Here is a 23,516-nt window from a genome sequence, read left to right on the forward strand (position 1 = left end):
GCCGTCCGGACCAGTCGACCACGCACGACCGGACAGCCGCCAGCGGACCGCGTCCGGGACGGGCACATCCCCCGTGCCCGCGTTGCCGGGGTCTGCTAGATTGGAGGCCGATTGGTCTATACCACCTGACTCAACTCTTCAGATCGGCAGGCCCCGCGTGGAAGTTGTCATCGTCCCGGACGCCAAGGCAGGCGGCGAACTCATCGCGGAGGCCATCGGCGCCCTCCTGAGCCGCAAGCCCGACGCCCTTCTCGGCGTTGCCACCGGCTCGACCCCGCTGCCCATCTACCAGGCGCTGGCGGCCAGGGTCCGCTCCGGTGCCGTCGACGCCTCGCGCGCCCGCATCTGCCAGCTCGACGAGTACGTCGGGCTGCCCACGGGCCACCCCGAGTCCTACCACTCCGTGGTGCTGCGCGAGGTCGTCGAACCGCTCGGCCTGTCCGAGGCGTCCTTCATGGGCCCCGACGGCTCCGCCGAGGACGTCCGGGCGGCCTGCCTGGCGTACGACCGGGCGCTCGCCGAGGCCGGCGGGGTGGATCTGCAGCTTCTCGGCATCGGTACCGACGGGCACATAGGCTTCAACGAGCCGTGCTCCTCGCTCGCCTCCCGGACCCGGATCAAGACGCTGACCGAGCAGACCCGGATCGACAACGCGCGCTTCTTCGACAACGACATCGCACAGGTGCCGCACCACGTGATCACCCAGGGCATCGGCACCATCCTGGAGTCCCGTCACCCGATCCTGCTGGCCACCGGCGAGGGCAAGGCGGACGCCGTGGCGCAGACGGTGGAGGGGCCGGTCGCCTCGATCGTGCCCGCGTCGGCGCTCCAGCTGCATCCGCACGCGACGGTGGTGGTCGACGAGGCCGCGGCGTCGAAGCTGAAGCTGGCGGACTACTTCCGCGCCACGTACGCGTCGAAGCCGTCGTGGCAGGGGCTGTAGCCGTCCCGGACACGTGGAGAGGGCCGGGGCACCCGTGGTGGGTGCCCCGGCCCTCTCGTATGCCGTCGCGGGCCCGGTCGGGCGTGATGCGGCCCCCGGCCCCGCATCACGCCCGACCGCCCGACAGGCTCTCAGGCCGTCGGGCCGTCCGTGCCCCTGACGATGAGTTCCGCCGCCGCGAGGCCGCAGACGCGGGCCGCGCCGTGGGTGGCGATGTGCAGTGCGCCCCTGGGGGCCGCCTGCGGTACGCCCATCTCGACCACGACCGTGTCGGGGCGCTGTGCCACCAGGGCGTCGAGTGCCTCGCCCATCCAGGCGTGGCGGTGGACGTCGCGGACCACCACGACGATGCGCCGCTCCCCCGTCGCCCGCAGCACGGCCGCGACGGGCGCCTCGGTCTCGCTGCTGTACGTGTCGGTCCCGGTGCCCGGCAGCAGCCGGGCCAGCTCCGCGGCGACACCCCACGGGGTCTCGTCGCCGACGGCGATGTTCGACGCGGAGGTGAAGGCGGCGACGTACGCGGGCTCGGTCAGCGGTCCGGCGGAGCCGGTCGCCCGCACTGCCCGGCGGGCGGCGACCAGGCCGATGTCGGAGCCGATTCCGGTGCCGGGCGCGGCCCCCTCCTGCGTTGCCGCACCCGGCCCCGAACCGGACCCCTTGGCCTCCTGCGTCCAGGACGCGAGGGCACGTACCCGTGCGGCCGCGTCCGCGAGCCGATCCTCGGCGAGTTCACCGCTGTGCACCGCCCGGACCAGCGCGTCGCGCAGCCGGAGCACCGTGCCGTCGTCCTCCAGGCCGCCACCGACGCACAGCGCGTCGGCCCCGGCGGCGATCGCGAGGACTGAGCCGCGCTCGATGCCGTACGTCGCGGCGATGGCCTGCATCTCCACGGCGTCGGTGACGATCAGGCCGTCGTAGCCCAGCTCCCCGCGCAGCAGACCGGTGAGGATCTGCGGGCTCACCGTGGCGGGGCGGTCCGGGTCGAGCGCCGGCAGCAGGATGTGCGCGCTCATCACGCACTTGGAGCCCGCCGCGATGGCCGCCCGGAAGGGCACCAGCTCACGGGCGTGCAGGGTCTCCAGGTCCACGTCGATGCGCGGCATCGCGTGGTGCGAGTCGATCGCGGTGTCGCCGTGCCCCGGGAAGTGCTTGGTGCAGGCGGCGACCCCGGCGGCCTGGAGGCCCTCGATGTACGCGGCGGTGTGCCGGGCCACGAGCCGGGTGTCGGCGCCGAAGGACCGTACGCCGATGATCGGGTTGCCCGGGTTGGAGTTGACGTCCGCGGACGGCGCCCAGTTGAGGTTGACGCCGCACTCGGCGAGCCGGCGGCCGAGCTCCTGGGCCACCGCGCGGGTCAGGGCGAGGTCGTCGACGTGTCCGAGGGCGAGGTTGCCCGGGAACGAGGAGCCGGTGCGCACCTCCAGGCGGGTGACGTCACCGCCCTCCTCGTCGATCGCGACGAGGAGGTCGTCGCGCCCGGCCCTGAGCTGGGCGGTGAGCGCGGCCACCTGCTCGGCCGTCCGGATGTTGCGGCCGAACAGGGCGACGGAGGCGAGGCCTTCGTCGACCCGGCGCAGCACCCAGTCCGGGGCGGTGGTGCCGGTGAATCCGGGCTGCAGGACGGCGAGCGCGTCGCGGGTGACGGTGTCCGTGGCTGATATCAGGGTGGTCATGGGCGCGTTATCCCTTCACGGCACCGTCGGTGAGGCCGCTGACGGCCTTGCGCTGCAGGAAGACGAACAGAATGAGGATCGGGAGGGCGAAGATCGAGGCCGCCGCCATGGTGGCGCCCCAGTCGTCGCCGAACTGGCTCTGGAACTGGGAGAGCCAGAGCGGGAGCGTCTTGGCCTCGGGGTCCTTGTTGAGGATCAGGACCAGCGGGAATTCGTTCCACGCGGTGATGAAGCCGAAGAGCGAGGTGGCCATCAGGCCGGGGGCGAGCAGCGGCAGGATCACCTTGACGAACGCCTGCGGGCGGGTACAGCCGTCGACCATGGCGGACTCCTCCAGTTCCTTGGGCACCGCGGCAACGTAGCCGCGCAGCGTGAGGATCGTGAAGGGGAGCACCATCACCATGTAGAAGAGCGTCAGCGGGACCAGGCTGTTGAGCATGTCCGCGTCGCGGACCAGCATGTAGATCGCGATGACCATGACTTCCCACGGCGCCATCTGCGCGATCATGAAGACCAGGATCATGCTCTTGCGGCCCTTGAAGCGCATCCGGGCCAGCGCGAACGACGCGAAGAGCGCGATGATCAGCGCGAGGACCACGGCGCACAGGGTGACGGTGAGCGAGTTCCTGACCAGGGTCAGGAAGTTCGGTGCGTGGTACGCCGTCTTGAAGTGCTCGAACGTGACATCGGTCGGGAACCAGACCGGCGTCTCGGTGATGATGTCGCCGGTCGGCTTGAACGCCGTGCTGAACATCCAGTAGACGGGGAAGACCAGGGCGGCGAAGAGGACGATCGCCGTCGCGTTGGGCCAGATGCGGCCGAACAGTGAGCGCTTCACAGCTCGTCCTCCTCTTGCTTGAGAACGATGCGGAGGTAGTAGGAGGTCAGCCCCAGCATGATCAGGATGGTCAGCAGCGAGATCGCCGCGCCCATGCCGTAGTGCTGGTTGCCGACACCCTCGACGAAGGCGTAGATCGGCAGCGTCTCGGTGAGGCGGTTGGGGCCGCCCTCATTGAGGGTGTAGATCTGCGGGAACGCCTTGAAGATCCAGATGATCTCCAGGAACGTCGTGGCGTAGAGGAAGGGCCGCAGGAACGGGAACGTCACCGAGGTGAAGCTCTTCCAGGCGCCGGCGCCGTCGAGCGAGGCGGCTTCGTACAGCTCCTTGGCGATCGTCGTGGTCGCCGCGTACAGATTGATCGCCACGAACGGGATGGAGCCCCAGACGATCAGCAAAGTGGCCACGAAGAACGTGGAGAACTGCGATCCGGTCCAGTTGTAGTCGGCCATCGAGTGCCAGCCGAGCTGGTCCAGCACATAGTTGACCACGCCGAAGCGCGAGGCGAACAGCCACTGGAACACGGTGGACGCGGCCACGAACGGCATCGCCCAGGCGAGCACCAGGCCGATCATCAGGGTGAGCCGCATCCTCTTGCCGAGGCGGGCGAGCAGCAGTCCGATCAGGGCGCCGCCGATCATGGTCAGTGCGACGTTGATGCCGGTGAACACGATCGTGCGGAGCGTGACTCTCCAGAAGTCCTCACCGGTGAGGACCTCCTGGTAGTTCTTGAAGCCGTTCCACTCGGTGACATGCTGGATCAGCTGTCCCATATTGAGGTTCTGGAACGACAGCATGGCGTTCTTCACCAGGGGGTACCCGAGGAGGAGCGCCGTCACCGCGAGTGCGGGAATCATCAACAGGTAGGGCGCCGCGCCGATACCCGGCTTCCGCTTGTTTCCCCCGTGCTGCCCGACGGGTGGTTTCCCGTCCTGCCCGCGGACTGCGGCCGTCTTGGCCACATCCGAGGGTTCGGTCTGCACTGCCATGCTCGCCATCTCTTCCAACAAAGCCCTACACGGAACGGTGCGTACAGCCGGGGCGGCGGGTCGGGACCCGCCGCCCCGGCGCGGGACGCGCTACTGCGACTACTGCTGCTGGCTGAGGCGCTTGTTGAGCTCGCCCTCGACCTGCTTGGCGGCGTCGGCGGGCGACTTGCCCTGCAGGACCAGCGTCATGTAGGTCTTGATCGGGTTCGGCGGGTTCTCGACCGGCGCCCACTCCGGGATCAGCGGCGTGGTGCCACCGGACTTGGCGGCGGCCGGACCGGCGGCCTCGGCGGCGGGCTGGCCGACGGTGTACTTCTGCATGGCGTCGTTCTTCGGGGACCAGCCGGCCTCCTTGATGAGCGCGCCGTCGTTCTGCTCGGAGAGCGCGATCTTCAGGAATTCCTTGGCCAGGTCCTGCTTCTTGCTGCCCGCGGCCACGGCGAGGTTCGAGCCGCCGAGGAAGACGCCCTCGGGCTTGTCGGCGGTCTCACCGGGGATGGTGAAGAAGCCGATGTCGTCCTTGAGCTTCGGGTTGGCCTTGATGGCGGTGCCGGCCTCGTAGCCCATCGCGATGATCGCGCCGGTCTTGCCCTTGGCGAAGACCTCGGCCTGCTGCGGGGTGGCCTCGTCCTTGTCCTTGGGGGCCTTGGAGTAGGACTGGTACTTCTTGTACACGTCCATGGCCTCGGCGACCTTCGGGTCGGCCAGGTTGGAGACGTACTTGTCGCCTTCCTTCTTGACCGGCGAGACGTCATTGCCGACGAGCAGGCCGTCGAAGAAGTACCAGTTCTGGCCGGGCAGGTAGATCGGCTCGGCGTTGCCCTTCTTCTCGATGGCCTCGAAGGCCTTGAAGAGCTCGTCGCGGGTCTTCGGCGTCTCGGTGATACCGGCGTCCTTGAAGACCTTCTTGTTGTACATGACGACGCGGTTGCCCACGTACCACGGCAGGGCGTACTGCTTGCCGTCGTAGATGGAGGGCTGGTTGACGCCGTCGGCCCAGGCGGAGCCGATCTCCTTCTTCAGGTCACCGAGGTCGGCGAGGCCGCCGGTCTTGGCGTACGCCGGGGTCTGGGTGTTGCCGATCTCCAGGACGTCCGGCGGGTTGGACTCGGAGAGGGCGGTGGTGACCTTCTGCTGAATGCCGTTCCAGTCCTGGACTTCGATATTCAGCTTGGCCTTGGTCTTCTTCTCGAACTCCTCGGTGACCGTCTTGGTCCACCCGTCCGGGTTCGAGCCGGACATCGTCCATACGGTCAGGGTCTGGCCCTTGTACGCGTCCGGACCGGCCTTCTTGCCACTGTCGCCGCCGTCGTCGGACCCACACGCCGCGAGGCCGATCATCATGCCCGCGACGCCGATCGCCGCGATGAGCTTGCGCTTCACGCCAAACCCTCCTCAGGGATACTGCAACCCCGCCCACCGCGAAGACATTCGACGAGTACTGCTGGGGCTGGACCTGGTCTTTAATGGTTTAGACCAGTACCGGGAGCTTGGCCTAGACCTTTAGGGGTGTCAAGGGTGTATAAGAAGTGCACTCGCGTCCGTTACAGGACCGACACCTAAGGGAGGGCGACCAGCCGTGACGGGACCGTGCCACCATGTGAGCCGCGACAGACGGAGGAGCCGGTGACGGCAGCAACGCAGCAGTCGGGAAGGCGGACCATGGGTGCCGACGGGGGCAGTACGGAGAACGAGACGGGCGCGGCCACGCGGACGGCGCGCGTCCCGAAGTACTACCGGCTGAAGCGACATCTGCTCGACATGACGGACACCATGCCGCCGGGCACCCCCGTGCCGCCGGAGCGGACCCTGGCCGCCGAGTTCGACACCTCGCGCACCACCGTGCGCCAGGCGCTCCAGGAATTGGTCGTCGAGGGCCGGCTGGAGCGCATCCAGGGCAAGGGCACCTTCGTGGCCAAGCCGAAGGTCTCGCAGGCCCTGCAACTCACCTCGTACACCGAGGACATGCGCGCCCAGGGCCTCGAACCGACCTCCCAGCTGCTGGACATCGGCTACGTGACGGCCGACGACACGCTGGCGGGACTGCTCGACATCACCACCGGTGGCCGGGTGCTGAGGATCGAGCGGCTACGGCTGGCCAGCGGCGAGCCGATGGCGATCGAGACCACCCACCTTTCAGCCAAACGCTTCCCCGCGCTCCGCCGTTCGCTGGTGAAGTACACCTCCCTCTACACCGCACTTGCGGAGGTGTACGACGTACGGCTGGCCGAGGCCGAGGAGACCATCGAGACCTCGCTGGCCACCCCGCGCGAAGCCGGCCTGCTCGGCACGGACGTGGGCCTGCCGATGCTGATGCTCTCCCGGCACTCGCTCGACGGACAGGGCGAGCCGGTGGAGTGGGTGCGTTCGGTCTACCGCGGCGACCGGTACAAGTTCGTGGCGCGCCTGAAGCGGCCCACGGACTGACCCCGGCGCGGGGACGGACTCCAGCCGTCCCGCCCGTACGGAACGTCGCTCGCGGCCCCCGTGGAACGCACCACTCCACGGGGGCCTTTCGCATGTCCTGGTACGGACCAACTGCCGTACACCTGACGGATTTTCGAGCATACGCACCCGATTCGCGGACCGTTTCCGGACCGCAATGCGGACAGGGGGTGACGGTGACCGGAAGCCTCCCCTAGATTTCCTGCGCATTACAAGGTGATCAGCGAGGGGACGGAGTCGCCAAATGCCAGCAGACCCAGAAGGAAAACCACCCACCGTCACACCGGTCCGGGTGGTCATCGCCCTGTGTCTCGTCGCGCCGTTCGTGGCGATGCTCTGGGTGAGTTCGTACGCGAAGGTGGACCCCACCTTCATCGGCATTCCGTTCTTCTACTGGTACCAGATGCTCTGGGTGCTGATCTCCACCGCGCTCACGATGACCGCGTACAAGCTGTGGCAGCGTGACCAGCGCGCCCGCAAGGGAGGTGAGTCGGCATGAAGGACGGTGTGAACGGCGTCGCGCTCGGCGTCTTCATCTTCTTCTTCGTGGCCGTCACGGTCATGGGCTTCCTGGCGGCGCGCTGGCGCAAGGCCGAGAACGAGGCCAGCCTCGACGAATGGGGCCTGGGCGGACGGTCGTTCGGCACCTGGGTCACCTGGTTCCTGCTCGGCGGCGACCTGTACACCGCGTACACCTTCGTCGCCGTTCCGGCGGCGATCTACGCGGCGGGCGCGGCGGGCTTCTTCGCCGTGCCCTACACGATCCTCGTGTACCCGCTGATCTTCACCTTCCTGCCGCGGCTCTGGTCGGTCTCGCACAAGCACGGGTACGTCACCACCTCGGACTTCGTCCGCGGGCGCTTCGGCTCGAAGAGCCTCTCGCTGGCGGTCGCCGTCACGGGCATCCTCGCCACGATGCCGTACATCGCGCTCCAACTCGTCGGCATCCAGGCGGTGCTGGACGTGATGGGCGTCGGCGGCGGCGAGAACACCCACTGGTTCATCAAGGACCTGCCGTTGCTGATCGCGTTCGCGGTGCTCGCCGCGTACACCTACTCGTCCGGCCTGCGGGCGCCCGCGCTGATCGCGTTCGTCAAGGACGGACTGATCTACCTGGTCATCGCGGTGGCGATCATCTACATCCCGATCAAGCTGGGCGGCTTCGACAACATCTTCGCCAAGGCGGGCGAGGCGTTCTCCCAGACCAATCCGGCCACCGGCAAGCCGCGCGGCGCGCTCGCACCGGGCGAGGCCGGCCAATGGGGTTACGCCACCCTGGCGTTGGGCTCGGCGCTGGCGCTGTTCATGTATCCGCACTCGATCACGGCGACGCTCTCCAGCCGCAGCCGCAACGTGATCCGGCGCAACACCACGATCCTGCCGCTGTACTCGCTGATGCTGGGCCTGCTGGCGCTGCTCGGCTTCATGGCCATCGCCGCCGGGATCAAGGTGGACAACGGGCAGCTGGCCATCCCCCAGTTGTTCGAGAACATGTTCCCGGACTGGTTCGCGGGCGTCGCGTTCGCCGCCATCGGCATCGGCGCGCTGGTGCCCGCCGCGATCATGTCGATCGCCGCGGCGAACCTCTTCACCCGCAACATCTACAAGGACTTCCTGAAGCCGGACGCGACCCCGGAGCAGGAGACCAAGGTCTCCAAGCTGGTGTCGCTGCTGGTCAAGGTCGGCGCGCTCGCCTTCGTCCTCACCATGGACAAGACGGTCGCGATCAACTTCCAGCTGCTCGGCGGCATCTGGATCCTCCAGACGATGCCGGCCCTGGTCGGCGGCCTGTTCACCCGCTGGTTCCACCGCTGGGCGCTGCTCGCGGGCTGGGCGGTCGGCATGGTGTACGGGACGGTGGCCGCGTACGGGGTCGCCAGCCCGACCCAGGCGCACTTCGGCGGGTCCTCCGAGGAGATCCCCGGCATCGGCGAGATCGGCTACATCGGCCTCACCGCGTTCGTGCTGAACGTGGTGGTGACGGTGGTGCTCACCTTCGTCCTGAACGCCGTGAAGGCGCCCGCCGGGATCGACGAGACCTCCCCGTCCGACTACACGGCCGACGCGGGCGACCCGGGCGTGAAGACGGAACTCCCGCCGGCCACGGCAGGGGCGCCGGGCGGTCACTGAGACCCGCGCCAACGGCCCGTCGACGGCCCGCCGAGCCTCCTCCAGCGGGGCGCGGCGGGCCGTCGGCTTGATCCGGCCCGGCGGCCCGGGAAAGGGCCGTACGGCTCATTCTGTGGGCCCCGCCCAGTCGGCGCGACACAACATGTGGGGGCTGCCTCATCGGGCAGCCCCCACATGTATGCTCGTCCTCGCTGTCGCCGCAGGGGAATCCGGTGCGAATCCGGAACTGTCCCGCAACGGTGTATTCAGTGCGCTTTTGTGCACCCCCGAGTCAGTCCGATGACCTGCCGGCAGCGCATCCGGCTCGACCGAACCGGATGCCCAGACGTCCGGGCCTCGCGGTTGGGCCGGTGGACGCCGTGCGGAGTGCTGCCCTGCCCCGGGTACGCGCCCGTAGGGCTGCCCCGTTCCCCGCCGGCCCCGAGCCGAGCGAGGGAGAGCACCACGTGACCATCGCGCCAGCCGATCCGGCTTCAGTCGCCGTGTCCGCAGCAGCCGAGTCCGAGGCAGCCGCACAGGACGGACCGGGAACCGCACTGCTGCGGACCCTGACCGACCTCACCGCCGATCTGCCCGACACCGACCCCGGCCGGGTCGCCGCCGCCGCGCTGCGCGGTCGCAGCGCCCGAGCGGACGAGGCCGAGCTGCGCTCGCTGGCCACCGAGGCCGCCGCGGGCCTGATCTCCGAGGACCCCGCCTACTCCCGGCTCGCCGCCCGGCTCCTGACCCTCACCATCGCGGACGAGGCGGCCGGCCAGGGCGCGGCCTCCTTCTCCGCCTCGGTCGCCGTCGGGCACCGCGAGGGCCTGATCGCGGACCGTACCGCCGAGTTCGTCGCCCGCCACGCGGCCGCGCTGGACGCGCTGGTGGAGCGTTCGCTCGCCGACGGCGCGGACGACCGCTTCGGCTACTTCGGGCTGCGGACCCTGCACAGCCGCTATCTGCTGCGCCACCCGCACACACGCCAGGTCATCGAGACGCCCCAGCACTTCATGCTGCGGGTCGCGTCCGGGCTCGCCGAGGACGACTCGCAGCGCGCGGTGGACGAAGTGGCGGCGCTGTACGGGCTGATGAGCCGGCTCGACTACCTCCCCTCCTCCCCCACGCTCTTCAACTCCGGCACCCGGCACCCGCAGATGTCCTCCTGCTACCTGCTGGACTCCCCGCTGGACGAGCTCGACTCGATCTACGACCGCTACCACCAGGTGGCCCGGCTCTCGAAGCACGCGGGCGGCATCGGTCTGTCGTACTCCCGCATCCGCTCCCGCGGTTCGCTGATCCGTGGCACCAACGGGCACTCCAACGGCATCGTGCCGTTCCTGAAGACGCTCGACGCCTCCGTCGCCGCGGTCAACCAGGGGGGCCGCCGCAAGGGCGCCGCCGCCGTCTACCTGGAGACCTGGCACGCGGACATCGAGGAGTTCCTGGAGCTGCGCGACAACACGGGCGAGGACCAGCGGCGTACGCACAACCTCAACCTGGCGCACTGGATCCCGGACGAGTTCATGCGCCGGGTCGACGCGGACGGCGACTGGTCGCTGTTCTCGCCCGCCGACGTACCCGGTCTCGTCGACCTGTGGGGCGACGAGTTCGACGCCGCGTACCGGGCCGCCGAGGCGAAGGGGCTGGCCCGCAAGTCGATCCCGGCCCGCGAGCTGTACGGCCGGATGATGCGCACCCTCGCGCAGACCGGCCAGGGCTGGATGACGTTCAAGGACGCCTCCAACCGGACCGCGAACCAGACCGCCGAGCCGGGCAGCGTCGTCCACTCCTCGAACCTGTGCACCGAGATCCTCGAAGTCACCGACGACGGCGAGACGGCGGTCTGCAACCTGGGCTCGGTCAACCTCGGCGCGTTCGTCGCCGACGGTGACATCGACTGGGAGCGGCTGGACGCCACCGTCCGCACCGCCGTGACCTTCCTCGACCGGGTCGTCGACATCAACTTCTACCCGACCGAGCAGGCCAGCCGCTCCAACGCGAAGTGGCGCCCGGTGGGCCTGGGCGCCATGGGTCTCCAGGACGTCTTCTTCCAGCTGCGGCTGCCCTTCGACTCCCCCGAGGCCCGCGCGCTCTCCACGAGGATCTCCGAGCGGATCATGCTCGCCGCGTACGAGGCGTCGTGCGAGCTGGCCGAGCGGTCCGGCCCGCTGCCCGCCTGGTCGCAGACGCGCGCCGCTCGCGGTGTACTGCACCCCGACCACTACGACACCGAGCTGAACTGGCCGGAGCGGTGGGACGCGCTGCGCGCCCGCGTCGCGAAGAGCGGGATGCGCAACTCGCTGCTGCTCGCCATCGCGCCGACGGCGACGATCGCCTCGATCGCGGGGGTCTACGAGTGCATCGAGCCGCAGGTCTCCAACCTCTTCAAGCGCGAGACGCTCAGCGGTGAGTTCCTCCAGGTCAACGCGTACCTGGTGGATGAGCTGAAGCAGCTCGGGGTGTGGGACGCGCGGACCCGTGAGGCGCTGCGCGAGGCCAGCGGCTCGGTGCAGGGCTTCGCCTGGATCCCGGAGGACGTGCGGGCGCTGTACCGCACGGCGTGGGAGATCCCGCAGCGCGGCCTGATCGACATGGCGGCGGCCCGTACGCCGTTCCTGGACCAGAGCCAGTCGCTGAACCTGTTCCTGGAGACGCCGACGATCGGCAAGCTCTCCTCGATGTACGCGTACGCCTGGAAGCAGGGGCTGAAGACGACGTACTACCTGCGCTCGCGCCCGGCGACCCGGATCGCCCGTGCCGCCTCCGGCCAGACCGCGACCGCCGCCCCCATCCCCGTACAGCAGGCTTCGGCGCCCGACGCGGACGCAATCGCCTGCTCCCTCGAAAACCCCGAGTCCTGCGAGGCCTGCCAGTAATGAGCTCCACCAACTCCGACAAGAACCTTCTGGACCCGGGCTTCGAACTGACGCTGCGGCCCATGCGCTACCCGGACTTCTACGAGCGCTACCGCGACGCGATCAAGAACACCTGGACGGTGGAGGAGGTCGACCTGCACTCCGACGTCGCCGACCTCGCCAAGCTGTCCCCCGGCGAGCAGCACATGATCGGCCGGCTGGTCGCGTTCTTCGCGACGGGCGACTCGATCGTCTCCAACAACCTCGTGCTGACGCTGTACAAGCACATCAACTCCCCCGAGGCGCGGCTGTACCTGTCGCGGCAGCTCTTCGAGGAGGCCGTGCACGTCCAGTTCTATCTGACGCTGCTGGACACCTATCTGCCCGACCCGGACGACCGTGCCGCCGCGTTCGACGCGGTCGAGGAGATTCCCTCGATCCGCGAGAAGGCGCAGTTCTGCTTCAAGTGGATGGACTCGGTCGAGAAGATCGACCGGCTGGAGACGAAGGCCGACCGCCGCCGTTTCCTGCTGAACCTGATCTGCTTCGCGGCGTGCATCGAGGGGCTGTTCTTCTACGGCGCGTTCGCGTACGTCTACTGGTTCCGCTCGCGGGGTCTGCTGCACGGTCTCGCCACGGGCACCAACTGGGTGTTCCGTGACGAGACGATGCACATGAACTTCGCGTTCGAGGTCGTGGACACCGTCCGCAAGGAGGAGCCGGACCTCTTCGACGACGAGCTCCAGCAGCAGGTCACCGACATGCTGAAGGAGGCCGTGGCCGCGGAGCTGCAGTTCGGCCGTGATCTGTGCGGCGACGGACTGCCCGGCATGAACACCGAGTCGATGCGGCAGTACCTGGAGTGCGTCGCCGACCAGCGGCTCACCCGGCTGGGCTTCCCGGCGGTCTACGGCTCCGAGAACCCGTTCTCGTTCATGGAGCTGCAGGGCGTGCAGGAGCTGACGAACTTCTTCGAGCGCCGGCCGTCCGCGTACCAGGTGGCGGTGGAGGGCTCGGTCGCCTTCGACGACGACTTCTAGAGCCGGAGGGTCCTAGATCCTGGCCCAGCTTCTGAGGTAGGGGCGCCGCGCAGCCGTGACGGGCTGCGCGGCGTCCGCCGTTTCCGGGGGTCCGTCGCTCCGGGCCCGTTCGCGGCGCGCAGCTCGCGGTCGATGCGGCGCTCGCGGGCGAATCCGACAAGGGTGGGCAGCAGGAAGAGAGCGATCAGCACGGCCGTGCCCAGGACGTTCTGGAATGTGTTCATGGCTCCACTCTCGCCCGCGCGGACACATCGCGGCAGTGGCAGGACTGTCATGGACCATCGAATTACTGCCACACTGGCTCCATGCTGAAAAATGTCGCCGCTCTGCTGCTCGACGAGGTCCACCCCTTCGAACTGGGCGTGCTGTGCGAGGTCTTCGGCCTCGACCGCAGCGACGAGGGACTGCCGGTCCACGATTTCGCGGTGGTCTCCGCCGAGGGCCCGGTGCTCCGGACCCACGCCGGCTTCACCATCAGTACGCCGCACGGCCTCGACCGCCTGGAGGAGGCCGACCTCATCGCCGTACCGGCCGGCAGCCACTTCATGGACCGGGAGTACCCCGAGGAGGTGCTCGGCGCCCTGCGCCGGGCGGTGGACCGGGGCGCCCGGGTGCTGAGCGTCTGCTCCGGCGCGTACGTGCTCGGCGCGGCCGGGCTGCTCGACGGGCGCCGCTGCACCACCCACTGGCGCCACGCCCCGGAGCTGGCCCGCCGCTATCCGCGGGCCGTCGTCGAACCCGATGTGCTGTACGTGGACGAGGGCCAGGTCATCACCTCGGCGGGCACGGCGGCCGGGATCGACGCCTGTCTGCACCTGGTCCGGCAGGCGTACGGCCCCGACGCCGCCAACGCGATCGCCCGCCGCATGGTGGTGCCGCCGCACCGGGACGGCGGCCAGGCGCAGTACATCGAACGGCCGCTGCCCCGCACCCCCTGCGACACCGTCGGCGAGACGCTGGTCTGGATGGAGCGCCACATCGACCAGGAGATGACCGTCGAGCAGCTCGCCGCCCAGGCGCACATGTCGCCGCGCACCTTCGCCCGCCGCTTCCAGCAGGAGACGGGCACCACTCCGTACCGCTGGCTGCTGCGCCAGCGGGTGCTGCTGGCACAGCACCTGCTGGAGACATCCGATGAAACGGTGGACATGATCGCCGGACGCACCGGCTTCGGGACCGCCGCCGCACTGCGCCACCAGTTCGTACGCTCCTTGGGCACCACACCGAACGCCTACCGTCGGACTTTCCGTGGCCCCGGCGCCGTGGTCGAAGTGGCCTGACCCCTCATCCACGCCCGACCCCCAACAGATCTGACGTCGGATCAACCGTCCAACAAAGGGGCTCCGTACGCCGGTTCGGACGGAACCGACGCACGGGGCCCTCGCACGTCAGACGCCGCAGTTCGGCGCCGACCAGTAGTGGCTGGGGCCCTGGTTGACGTGGATGTGGTCACCGTGGTCCGGGTAACCCGGGCCGAGGATCCCGTTGAAGCCGTGGTTGCGGGCCTGCTTGGCGAGGGTGCACAGGGAGTGCGGCCCGGCGCCCAGGTCGGCCGCGTCGCCGTACATGTGGCGGCTGTTGGACGCGCCGCCGACCGCACTGTTGCAGGACGCGGAGCGGAAGCCGCTGGTGATCCGGATGGGCTGGTCACCGAGCGCGTGCCGCAGCGCCTCCAGCTTCCACATGGTGCTCAGCGCGTTGGCCTTCGCCGTGCCCGCCGCGACGGCACCACCCGCCCAGGTCGAGTTGCACTGGTTGTGCTCGGCGTACGTGAAGTGCGCCGGGGTGCAGTCGTTGTCCTGGAGCTCGTAGATCTTGGCCTGGGTGGCCGGGCCCGCGATGCCGTCGGCGGCGAGGCCGTAGGCGGCCTGGAAGCGCTTGACGGCGGCGGTGGTGGCCGGTCCGTAGGAGCCGTCGATGGCGAGTACGGAGTTGTAGCCGGGGTAGCCGGCCACCCGGATCTGGAGCTGGACGACGTCGTTGCCGGTGGCACCGGGGGACATCGTGCGGGTCCAGGTGTAGCAGCCGTCGGCCTGTGCGGTGCCGGCGGTCACCACGGCACCACCCAAGGCGAAAGCCATGGTCATGACAAGTCCGAGCAGGAGTCGTGCGGTACGTCTGAGCATGGGGGCTCCCTACCGTGACAGAGATATGGGGAGAGAGCCTGTCGGACGAGTCGACGCGCGTCAACTGCCCACGGATGAATGGCAGTTGGCGGCCATTCAGGGTTGAAGCCCGACGGGCCCGGTCCTCCTCGCGAGAAGGACCGGGCCCGTCGGTGGCGGTCGGCTGCGGACTCAGTCGTTCGGCACGATCTCGTAGCGCGGTGTGTTCTCCGCCATCTGCCGCAGCGCGTCCTTGCGGTCCCGCTTCGAGAGCCGGTCGATGTACAGGTAGCCGTACAGGTGGTCCGTCTCGTGCTGGAGGCAGCGGGCGAAGTAGCCGTTGCCCCGGATCTTGACCGGGTTGCCCTTGGCGTCCTGTCCACGGACCACCGCGTAGTCCGGGCGGGCCAGCGAGGCGTACGCCGTCGGGACGGAGAGGCAGCCCTCGTTGGAGTCGTCCAGGACCCGGTCCTCGGGCGCCAGCTCTTCGAGCACCGGGTTGCAGACGGCGCCGACGTGCCGCACGCCCTCGTCGTCCGGGCAGTCGTAGACGAAGACCTTGAGGTCGACGCCGATCTGGTTGGCGGCCAGGCCCACGCCCTCCGCCGCCCGCTGGCTCGCGAACATGTCGTCGATCAGCCGGCCCAGCTCGTCGTCGAACGCGGTGACGTCCTTGCACTCCTTGTGGAGCACCGGGTTGCCCACGACCGTGATCGGACGGGAGGTACCGCGCTCGCGATAGGCCGCCTCGCGTGCCTCACAGTCCTCCGTGTCCACGACGAAACCCTCGTCGTCGACGCTGATCTGCTCGTCCGTCTCCTGCTGCGCCATGTCCGCCGTACGCCTTCCTCAAAACCTGAAACCCGGTCATCCGACAGTTCCGGGGCCGGGCACCCGAGCACCGCGACCGGTGCCCGTACAGCCTACGGGCACCGGTCAGCAGACTTCTTCGAGATCCCGCCACTCACGACTGTCCGGGCTGTCCGCCACCCAGCCGTCCAGCAGACCACGCACCAGCCCGGCCGGTGCCGCTATCCCGCACTCCCGTTCGGGCACCCACAGCTCACCGGCGGTGCGGTGGCCCAGCGGGCCCGGATGCCCCGGTTCGCTGTGGTCGTGCGGGTCGAGGTGCTCGCCGTCGCCCTCGTCGCTCTCCATCCGGCTCTCCGAGCAGGCCCGGCAGAGCAGCCGCACGGAGGACGACCAGTCCTCGGCGGCGAACCCGGCATCGGACGCCAGCTGCTCCAGCGCGTCCCGGTCCGCCTCGGTGGCCGCTTCGAGCAGCACCACCCAGGTGGGTACGGGGGACGGCGCCCACAGCTCGATCTCGTCGAAGACGGGGTACGAGGGCCCGGCCGCGGTGACCCGCTCGCCGTGCGGCACTCCGTCGTGCAGGACGACCTCGCCCCAGCGGCGGCCGGACGACGGCAGCGGAATGGAGAGCACCTCCATCCGGGCCGGATCGAGCCGACGGCCCCACACGACCTCGGCCTCGCCCTCCGGCGACAGCCGTACCGCGGCGCTGCCCAGCTCCATGCCGACCGGCTCGCTGTTGGCCGCCGAGGTGTGCTGGCCGGCGCCAGGCACCTTCAGGCCGTACGCCTGCCAGGCCCGGCGGGCCAGCGGCCAGTCCTGCAGCGCGGTGGCGGCGATCCCGACGTTCCACCAGTCGGGAGCGCCGGATTCCTTGTCGAGCAGCGCGACGGCCCGCAGGCCGGCGGCTCTCGCCTGTTCCCAGTCATGCCGGAATTTGTGCAGCAGCGCCAGGTTGAACCACGACTCGGAGAGCCAGGGTTCCAGGTCCGCCGCACGTGTCAGCAGTGCACCCGCGTCCTCGTACCGGCCGTCGCCGATCAGCGTGAACGCGCGGTCGGTGGCCTGCCGCCAAGAGGCGGAGGGCCGATGCCGTACCTTCCCGAAGATCCTCACGATTCCCGCCTGTCCCGACTGGACACCCTCGTTTTCCGCTCTTCTTCGCATCCAACCATGCCGGACCGGACGCCCGCTCATTACCCATGGGTTACCCGGGCAGGACCGGGGCCGGACCGCCCCGGGACAGGACCCTGGCCAGTGATTCCACGACTTCGGGCTGATAGTCGTGGGCGGTCCCGAGCCTGAGTTGTTCCAGCGCGCCCAGCGGCCCGATGAGACTTTCCCCGCAGAGGTCGTCGTATGCGTTGACGACCCTGACGATCCTGGCGGACAACGGCTGCTCGCGATAGGGGTCGGCCTGCCGTTCCACCACGACGGCGACCTCGGTGTCCACCCCGGTCTGCCGGACCACGGCGCCGCCGAGCAGCGCGATGCGGCGCTGCTCGGCGGCGGGCAGGGTGGCCGTCGCCCCGTCCGGGACCGGGTCGACGAGCGAGAGCTGCCCGATGTCGTGCATCAGGGCGGCGTGCTCCAGCACGGTCAGCCGGATCCCGGAGAGCCCCAGCTCACGGCCGACGGCCCGGCAGAGCACCGCGACCCTGCGGGCATGCCCGTGCGGGGTGTACCCGGCGATCTCGGTGGACCTGGCGAGCGAGGCGATGGTCTGCCGGTACGTGGTGCGCACGGCGACGAACCGGCGGAACGAGACCTGGGTCAGCAGCAGCGGTACGCACAGGACCGGCAGCGCCCACAGCCCGGCGACGGCCACCCCGAGGGCCATCACGACCCCGGTCGCGCAGACCGCCGACCCGATGCCGATGAGACCGCGCAGCCCGTCCCGGAGCAGCGGCGGATAGGGATGGCGGGTGTACGAGCGCAGCAGCAGGGCCGCGAGCACGGCGTCGCACAGCGCGGTCAGGACGAGGATCAGGAGCAGGACGAGCACGTAGTACGGCCCTTCGCCGAACCAGCTGTCGCTGCGGCCGCTGTTGTACAGCGGCTGGAAGCACACGGCGGCGAAGGTGACGGTCAGGACGCGGCGGGCCACCCGGTCGGGGGCGGGTCCCGTGCCGCGCGCCACATGGGGCACACAGGCGACCAGCTGTGCCGCGACGAGCACGGCGATCACCTGGAGGACACCGTGCGCGGTCGCCTCGCCGCCGCTGCGGCCGAGGAGGGCGTACGCGAGTGCCCCGGCGGCCCCGAGCGGTGCGGGCTCGCGCTCACCGGGCAGCGCGCCCCAGCGGGCCAGTTCGCCCACCGTGATGAGCACCCCGAAGGCGAGGGCGTGGCCGGGGTCGTGGACGCCGTCCCAGAGGGTGTGGCCGAGCCCGGCGACGGCGAGCAGGGCCGCGGCGGCGCGGACGGTGAGGACGACCGGCGGCAGCCGTGTCCCGGCCCTGGCCCGGGTCATCCGCGGCGGTCCGCGGGCGACTGCGGACCGGACACCGCGCCGAGCCCGTCCGCCGACGGCTGCGGAGGGGGTACGCGGTCGAGCCCGCCGGGCGGCCCGGGACGATCCGACGGGCGGCCGGGGACGGCCCCCGCGTCCTCGCCCCTCGGCCTCGGGACCCCGGGCTCGTCCGCCGTCACGGCCGTCGTCACCGCCGACCAGCCGTGCCGTTCGAGACCGCGCACCAGCGCCCGGACCATCTGCGGGTCGAACTGCGTGCCCGCGCACCGCTTCAGCTCCTCCAGCGCGGCCGGCACCGGTCTGCCCCGCCGGTACGAACGGGTCGAGGTCATCGCGTCGAAGGCATCCGCCACCGCGACCACCCGGGCGAACTCCGGGATCTCGCGCCCGCTGAGCCCGTACGGATAGCCGCTGCCGTCGAGCCGTTCGTGGTGGTGCAGGATCGCGGCCCGCGCCTCGCCGAGGAAGCCGATGCCGCGGACGATCTCGTGCCCGTACTCCGGATGCAGTTCGATCACCTGCCGCTCCTCCGGCGTGAGCGGCCCGTCCTTGCGGAGCACCCGGGTGGGGACGCCGAGCTTGCCGACGTCGTGCAGGATGCCGGCGAACCGGACGACCTCCAGGCGGTCCTGGTCCATGCCGAGTTCGCGGGCGATGAGGACGGAGGCCCGCCCGACCCGTTCGCTGTGGCCGCGGGTGTAGGTGTCCTTGATGTCGACGGCCTGCACCAGCGCCCTGATGGTGGCGCGGTGGGCGGCGTGCTCGCGGTGGTACTGGGCGAAGACCCAGCAGGAGATGTACATCGGCAGCAGGACGATGAGCGCGGACAGCGGCCCGTACGGGCCCCGCCACAGGACCGCCATCATCAGCCCGGCGAGTCCGTGCACCAGATGTGGCCCCAGCGAGCGGGGCAGCAGCCCGCTCCAGGCCCGCCGCAGGGGCAGCCGTTCGGCCGCGACCAGGATGGAGCCGTCCAGCGCGGTCAGGACGAGGCTGAAGGCCAGGGCGGCGGCGCAGGCGGGCAGGATCGCGTAGGGAAGGTCGGGGATCCGGTCCGGGCCGGTGCCGATGCCGCCGAGCGTGGCGGGGCCGCCGAGCAGTCCGTGGACGGACGAGGCCGCCCAGACCGTGACGGCGAGCTGCGCGGCCCGCCAGACGCGCCGTGCGGTGGCGGGCGGCTGTTCCACCCGGCCGACGAGCGATCCGGGCACCGCGACGAGGGCGGCCGCGGCGGGCGGCAGCAGGAGGGCGGCGGCGAGCAGCAGCGGAAAGAACGATCCGGCACGGATCGGCACGGAGCTGCCGAAGAAGGGGCAGCGCCCGGGGAGTTCGCAGACGAGATAGAGCCCGGTGAGCAGTGCGACGGTGACCCACGGGGTCCCCGCACCGCTCCGCAGCGCGGGGAGCACACAGAGCAGGGCGCCCACCGCGACCGCCGGAATGTACGCGCGCGCCGCCCCGCGTGTGGCTCTCACCCGCTCGGCCCGCCCCCCAACATGGTCAATGGAGGCGCCAGGCTAGCGAGTTGTGCAATCGGTCGAGGGTCAATAAGCCCGATTAGCACATTCGGGTGATTCGGTGGCGGCGGCCGGTACCGGCCGACCGCCGGGTGTCACTCCTTGGCGGCGGTCGGCTGTTCGCTTCCCGCGGCCGTCACGTCCTGCTCGGGCACGACCTGCCCCGAGCGGATCAGATCGATCCGGCCCATCACCTTGGACCGCAGATCACTCGGCACGTCGTCCTGGCCGCAGCAGCGCTTCACCAGCTTCTTGACGGCCTGCTCCAGGCCGTACTTCTCCAGGCACGGGGAGCACTCCTCGAAGTGCACCTCGAACTTGGTGCAGTCGCTGTCGGGCATCTCATGGTCGAGAAACTCATAGAGATGATCGAGGACTTCCGAGCAGTCCGTCTCGTGCGGCTCTCCGCAGCTCATGAGCCCGAGCCTTTCCGATCGTCCGACTCTCCGGCACCGGCCGGGACGAGCCCGCGCTCACGGGCGTAGTCCTCCAGCATGCCGCGCAGTTGGCGGCGGCCCCGGTGCAGTCGGGACATCACCGTACCGATGGGAGTCCCCATGATGTCCGCGATCTCCTTGTAGGCAAAGCCCTCGACATCGGCGAGATACACGGCGATGCGGAACTCTTCGGGGATCGCCTGCAGAGCGGACTTCACGTCGGAGTCCGGCAGGTGGTCGAGCGCCTGCGACTCGGCGGAGCGCAGACCGGTCGACATGTGCGACTCGGCGCGCGCCAGCTGCCAGTCCTCGATCTCCTCGGCGGCGCTGCGCTGGGGTTCGCGCTGCTTCTTGCGGTACGAGTTGATGAACGTGTTGGTGAGGATGCGGTACATCCACGCCTTGAGGTTGGTGCCCTCACGGAACTGGTGGAAGGAACCGTACGCCTTGGCATACGTCTCCTGGACCAGGTCCTCGGCGTCCGCGGGGTTGCGCGTCATGCGCAGCGCGGCCGAGTACATCTGGTCGAGGAAACCGAGCGCGTCCCGTTCGAAGCGCGCGTTGCGCTCGGCGGGCGTCTCCTGTGCGCGGCCGTCGTCGGTCCCTGTGTCGGTCCCAGTGACCGGACCCACCTCCTCCAACGCTGTGGCGGAACCGAAACCGGACCCGCTCGAATCGGAGAATAGTCGACCTTGCTTCGAGACGGGCTGTCGATCCGATCCGCCCAGGGCCCGCTCGGGAGTGGTCTTGGCCGCGTGCAGCACCGTCCACTCCAGGTCAGCGGCGTTCGAGCGGCGCGGGCAGATGGTCGAACCCATGCGACGGACTCCCTCTCCACGTACGACGTTGATGTACCGATGACACCGACAACAGTGGCCCCCCGCGCAACATTCCCGGGGTGTACGTCACACGAGGGCGGCCAGCCATCCGGTCACGGCGGCGGTCAGGATCCCCATCGCCTCGTCCTGGCCCGGACCGGCCTTCTTCGGTACGGCGAACCCGTGGTCGCCGTACGGCACCTCGGCGATTCCGTACTCCCCCGGCGGGAATTCGGCGGGCCGCCCGAACGGGTCGTGGCCGCCCTGCACGACGAGCGTGGGGACGCCGGAGCCGAGGAGCTCGTCCGCGCGGGACTTCTCCGGCCTGCCCGGAGGGTGCAGCGGGAAGCTGAGCGCGAGGACGGCGCGGGCACCGAGCTCCGCGGCGGTCCGGCAGGCCACCCGGGCCCCGGCGCTGCGCCCGCCCGCGACGACGGGCGGCCCGGCGGCGGTGAGCGCGGGCCACAGCCCCCGCCACCCGGTGTCCAGGGTCTTCGGGGCGGGCGCGAGCCGCTTCCCGGCCACCCGCCACGGCTGCTCCACCAGGGCGACGGTCACCCCGTGGGCGGGCAGCGCGGCGGCCAGTGCCTGGAGGTCGCGGGCCTCGATGCCGCCACCGGCGCCGTGGCCGAGGGCGAGGACCAGCCGGGCGTTCCCGGCCTTCGTCGTGCACGTCGCGGGAAACCAGGTGATCCTGGCCGGTCCGGTATCGGTGTCGACCATTTCGGCCGCCTCGGCTCCGCGGCCCGTCTCTGTAGTACTCACGCACCCCATCCTCCCCGCCGAGAGCCCGGGAGGCCGACTGCTGGGGAGCCGACTGCCCGGGAAGGCGTGCTTGCTCAGAAGAGCGTGCTCACTTCCGGAGCGGCCAGCTCCTCCAGCAGCTCGGGGCCGTTGTTGCGGACGTTGCTGACGGCCGTGGCCACCGGATAGGCCCGCATGAGCCCGCCCGGCGGCGGTGCGAGCAGGGCCTTCAGCTCCTCGACGTCGGTGCGCGACGGGTCGAGCCAGGCGTCCCAGCGGTCCGGGGTCAGCATCAGCGGCATCCGGGGGTGGATGTCGGCGAGCGCGGCCGGGCCGTCGGCGGGGGCGACGGCGAGCGGGGTGGTCTCCGCCTCGGTCGTGATCACCGAGCAGGTCACCCACCAGGCCATCGGGTGGTCGTCCGGCAGGGTCCGGTCGCGCCAGAACTCGTAGAGCCCGGCCATCGCAAAGACCGATCCGTCGGCGGGTGTCACGAAGTACGGCTGCTTGCGCGGGCGCTTCTTCTTCCCCTTCTCCTCCAGCTGCCGTTCATCCGCGCCGGTGACCCACTCGTAGTAGCCGTCGGCGGGCAGGATGCAGCGCCGGGAGACGAAAGGACGGCGGAAGGACGGCTTCTCATGGACGGTCTCCGCGCGGGCGTTGATCATCCGTGCGGCGCCCTCCGGCGACTTCGCCCAGGACGGTACGAGTCCCCACTTCAGCGCGCGCATCTGGCGAACCGGACGCTGATCGTCTGCGTCTTTCAGAGGACGCTCCAGTACGGCGTAGACCTCCTTGGTGGGCGCCACGTTCCAGTCGGGAGCCAGGGCCTCCGCCGGTTCCCACTTCTCGACCTGGAAGAGTCCGGTCAGGTCCTCGGGCCGCCGACTCGCTGCATACCGTCCGCACATAAGTGCCAGACTGCCACGACCGCCACGCCGACAAGATGCCCATACCGCAAGCCGAAACCACGAGGAGCCGCCCACACCATGGACAGCACCGATCTGGGCAATCTGTGGGACCGCGTGTTCGGCACCCAGCCCGCCCCCGAGCAGTGGCTCGTGGTGGTGACCGGCACGCTCGCGCTGATCGCCGTCGTACCGAACCCGATATGGCGGCTGACCCGCAACGCGATCACCATCGCGCACGAGGGCGGGCACGGGCTGATCGCGCTGCTCACCGGACGACAGCTGTCCGGCATCCGGCTGCACTCGGACACCAGCGGCCTGACCGTCAGCCGCGGCAAGCCGACCGGTATCGGCATGATCCTCACCGCGGCCGCCGGCTACACCGCCCCGCCGCTGCTGGGCCTGGGCGGCGCGTGGCTGCTGGTCGACGGCAGGATCACGCTGCTGCTGTGGGTGGCCACCGCGCTGCTCGCGGTGATGCTGGTGATGATCCGCAATGTGTACGGGGCACTGACGGTGATCTTCACCGGATCGGCCTTCCTGCTGGTGTCCTGGCTGGCCTCATCGGCCTGGCAGTCGCTGTTCGCGTACACCGTGGTCTGGTTCCTGCTGCTCGGCGGCGTGCGCCCGGCGTTCGAGCTCCAGTCCAAGCGGCGGTACGGCGGTGCGCCGGACTCGGACGCGGACCAGCTGTCCCGGCTGACGGACGTACCGGCCGCGCTCTGGCTCTTCCTCTTCCACGCGGTGTCGCTCTGCTCGTTGATCGGCGGCGGGCGCTGGCTGCTGGGGATGTGAGGGCCGGCCGC

The 23,516-nt window shown here is 70.0% G+C and carries 21 protein-coding genes and 1 riboswitch; of the genes, 8 read left to right on the plus strand and 13 right to left on the minus strand.

The window, feature by feature from the left end; genetic code table 11:
* Nucleotides 1-157: 157 nt before the first annotated feature.
* Nucleotides 158-943 carry a glucosamine-6-phosphate deaminase gene (gene nagB, locus OG520_RS13290; RefSeq protein ID WP_406013313.1) on the plus strand — a complete coding sequence of 262 codons (786 nt, stop codon included), beginning with the start codon at nt 158-160 and terminating at the stop codon, nt 941-943.
* 131 nt (nt 944-1,074) lie between these two features.
* Here the strand turns inward: nagB and OG520_RS13295 are convergent, their stop codons facing one another.
* From OG520_RS13295 to OG520_RS13310, 4 genes are all read right to left on the minus strand, one after another.
* Nucleotides 1,075-2,616 (minus strand): glycoside hydrolase family 3 protein, encoded by a 1,542-nt coding sequence (locus OG520_RS13295; protein ID WP_406013314.1) that lies wholly within the window; start codon nt 2,614-2,616, stop codon nt 1,075-1,077.
* A 7-nt stretch (nt 2,617-2,623) separates the two neighbouring features.
* A complete protein-coding gene (locus OG520_RS13300) occupies nt 2,624-3,454 on the minus strand; it encodes a carbohydrate ABC transporter permease (RefSeq protein ID WP_406013315.1) in 831 nt (276 codons plus the stop codon).
* The gene (locus OG520_RS13305; RefSeq protein ID WP_399328886.1) at nt 3,451-4,443 is read right to left on the minus strand and encodes a carbohydrate ABC transporter permease; all 993 of its coding nucleotides are present in this window, start codon (nt 4,441-4,443) and stop codon (nt 3,451-3,453) included. The genes OG520_RS13300 and OG520_RS13305 overlap by 4 nt, the downstream gene beginning before the upstream one ends.
* Nucleotides 4,444-4,542: 99 nt before the next feature.
* Nucleotides 4,543-5,826, minus strand: a complete 1,284-nt coding sequence (locus tag OG520_RS13310) for an extracellular solute-binding protein (RefSeq protein ID WP_399328885.1) — start codon at nt 5,824-5,826, stop codon at nt 4,543-4,545.
* A gap of 279 nt (nt 5,827-6,105) precedes the next feature.
* Here OG520_RS13310 and OG520_RS13315 point away from each other — a divergent pair, with 279 nt between their 5' ends.
* The 6 genes from OG520_RS13315 (at nt 6,106) to OG520_RS13340 (ending at nt 14,175) form a co-directional block, all read left to right on the plus strand.
* The gene (locus tag OG520_RS13315; protein WP_072483818.1) at nt 6,106-6,870 is read left to right on the plus strand and encodes a GntR family transcriptional regulator; all 765 of its coding nucleotides are present in this window, start codon (nt 6,106-6,108) and stop codon (nt 6,868-6,870) included.
* A gap of 262 nt (nt 6,871-7,132) precedes the next feature.
* On the plus strand, nt 7,133-7,387 hold the full coding sequence (locus OG520_RS13320) for a DUF3311 domain-containing protein (protein WP_385329322.1): 255 nt from the start codon (nt 7,133-7,135) through the stop codon (nt 7,385-7,387).
* Entirely contained in the window at nt 7,384-9,018 is a 1,635-nt protein-coding gene (gene mctP / locus OG520_RS13325; protein ID WP_406013316.1) for a monocarboxylate uptake permease MctP, read from the plus strand. The genes OG520_RS13320 and mctP overlap by 4 nt, the downstream gene beginning before the upstream one ends.
* 165 nt (nt 9,019-9,183) lie before the next feature.
* Nucleotides 9,184-9,325, plus strand: a riboswitch (cobalamin riboswitch).
* A 139-nt stretch (nt 9,326-9,464) separates the two neighbouring features.
* Nucleotides 9,465-11,876 carry a ribonucleoside-diphosphate reductase subunit alpha gene (locus OG520_RS13330; RefSeq protein ID WP_406013317.1) on the plus strand — a complete coding sequence of 804 codons (2,412 nt, stop codon included), beginning with the start codon at nt 9,465-9,467 and terminating at the stop codon, nt 11,874-11,876.
* Entirely contained in the window at nt 11,876-12,895 is a 1,020-nt protein-coding gene (locus OG520_RS13335; protein WP_259928740.1) for a ribonucleotide-diphosphate reductase subunit beta, read from the plus strand. The genes OG520_RS13330 and OG520_RS13335 overlap by 1 nt, the downstream gene beginning before the upstream one ends.
* A 305-nt stretch (nt 12,896-13,200) precedes the next feature.
* Nucleotides 13,201-14,175, plus strand: coding sequence for a GlxA family transcriptional regulator (locus tag OG520_RS13340; RefSeq protein WP_406013318.1), 975 nt, complete (start codon nt 13,201-13,203; stop codon nt 14,173-14,175).
* Between the two features lie 108 nt (nt 14,176-14,283).
* On the opposite strand, the gene OG520_RS13345 is transcribed toward OG520_RS13340, so the two are convergent.
* The 9 genes from OG520_RS13345 to OG520_RS13385 form a co-directional block, all read right to left on the minus strand.
* Nucleotides 14,284-15,021, minus strand: a complete 738-nt coding sequence (locus OG520_RS13345) for a D-Ala-D-Ala carboxypeptidase family metallohydrolase (protein WP_406013319.1) — start codon at nt 15,019-15,021, stop codon at nt 14,284-14,286.
* A gap of 171 nt (nt 15,022-15,192) precedes the next feature.
* The gene (gene def / locus OG520_RS13350) at nt 15,193-15,831 is read right to left on the minus strand and encodes a peptide deformylase (RefSeq protein ID WP_399328878.1); all 639 of its coding nucleotides are present in this window, start codon (nt 15,829-15,831) and stop codon (nt 15,193-15,195) included.
* Nucleotides 15,832-15,936: 105 nt separating this feature from the next.
* Entirely contained in the window at nt 15,937-16,929 is a 993-nt protein-coding gene (locus tag OG520_RS13355; protein WP_072483827.1) for a hypothetical protein, read from the minus strand.
* Between the two features lie 91 nt (nt 16,930-17,020).
* Nucleotides 17,021-18,286 carry an HD-GYP domain-containing protein gene (locus tag OG520_RS13360; RefSeq protein WP_399328877.1) on the minus strand — a complete coding sequence of 422 codons (1,266 nt, stop codon included), beginning with the start codon at nt 18,284-18,286 and terminating at the stop codon, nt 17,021-17,023.
* The gene (locus tag OG520_RS13365; RefSeq protein ID WP_399328876.1) at nt 18,283-19,761 is read right to left on the minus strand and encodes an HD-GYP domain-containing protein; all 1,479 of its coding nucleotides are present in this window, start codon (nt 19,759-19,761) and stop codon (nt 18,283-18,285) included. The genes OG520_RS13360 and OG520_RS13365 overlap by 4 nt, the downstream gene beginning before the upstream one ends.
* A 137-nt stretch (nt 19,762-19,898) precedes the next feature.
* Nucleotides 19,899-20,219, minus strand: coding sequence for a mycothiol system anti-sigma-R factor (rsrA, locus tag OG520_RS13370; protein WP_266414528.1), 321 nt, complete (start codon nt 20,217-20,219; stop codon nt 19,899-19,901).
* Complete coding sequence (locus OG520_RS13375) at nt 20,216-20,872, minus strand: sigma-70 family RNA polymerase sigma factor (RefSeq protein WP_266425425.1); 657 nt, start codon at nt 20,870-20,872, stop codon at nt 20,216-20,218. Before OG520_RS13375 ends, rsrA begins: the two co-directional genes overlap by 4 nt.
* A 273-nt stretch (nt 20,873-21,145) precedes the next feature.
* A complete protein-coding gene (locus OG520_RS13380) occupies nt 21,146-21,832 on the minus strand; it encodes an alpha/beta family hydrolase (protein ID WP_406013320.1) in 687 nt (228 codons plus the stop codon).
* A 65-nt stretch (nt 21,833-21,897) separates the two neighbouring features.
* Nucleotides 21,898-22,713 (minus strand): SOS response-associated peptidase, encoded by an 816-nt coding sequence (locus tag OG520_RS13385; protein ID WP_266414530.1) that lies wholly within the window; start codon nt 22,711-22,713, stop codon nt 21,898-21,900.
* A 78-nt stretch (nt 22,714-22,791) separates the two neighbouring features.
* Here OG520_RS13385 and OG520_RS13390 point away from each other — a divergent pair, with 78 nt between their 5' ends.
* The gene (locus OG520_RS13390) at nt 22,792-23,505 is read left to right on the plus strand and encodes a M50 family metallopeptidase (RefSeq protein WP_406013321.1); all 714 of its coding nucleotides are present in this window, start codon (nt 22,792-22,794) and stop codon (nt 23,503-23,505) included.
* Nucleotides 23,506-23,516 lie beyond the last annotated feature (11 nt).

The organism is Streptomyces sp. NBC_00984 (assembly GCF_045162475.1).
GTDB lineage: Bacteria > Actinomycetota > Actinomycetes > Streptomycetales > Streptomycetaceae > Streptomyces.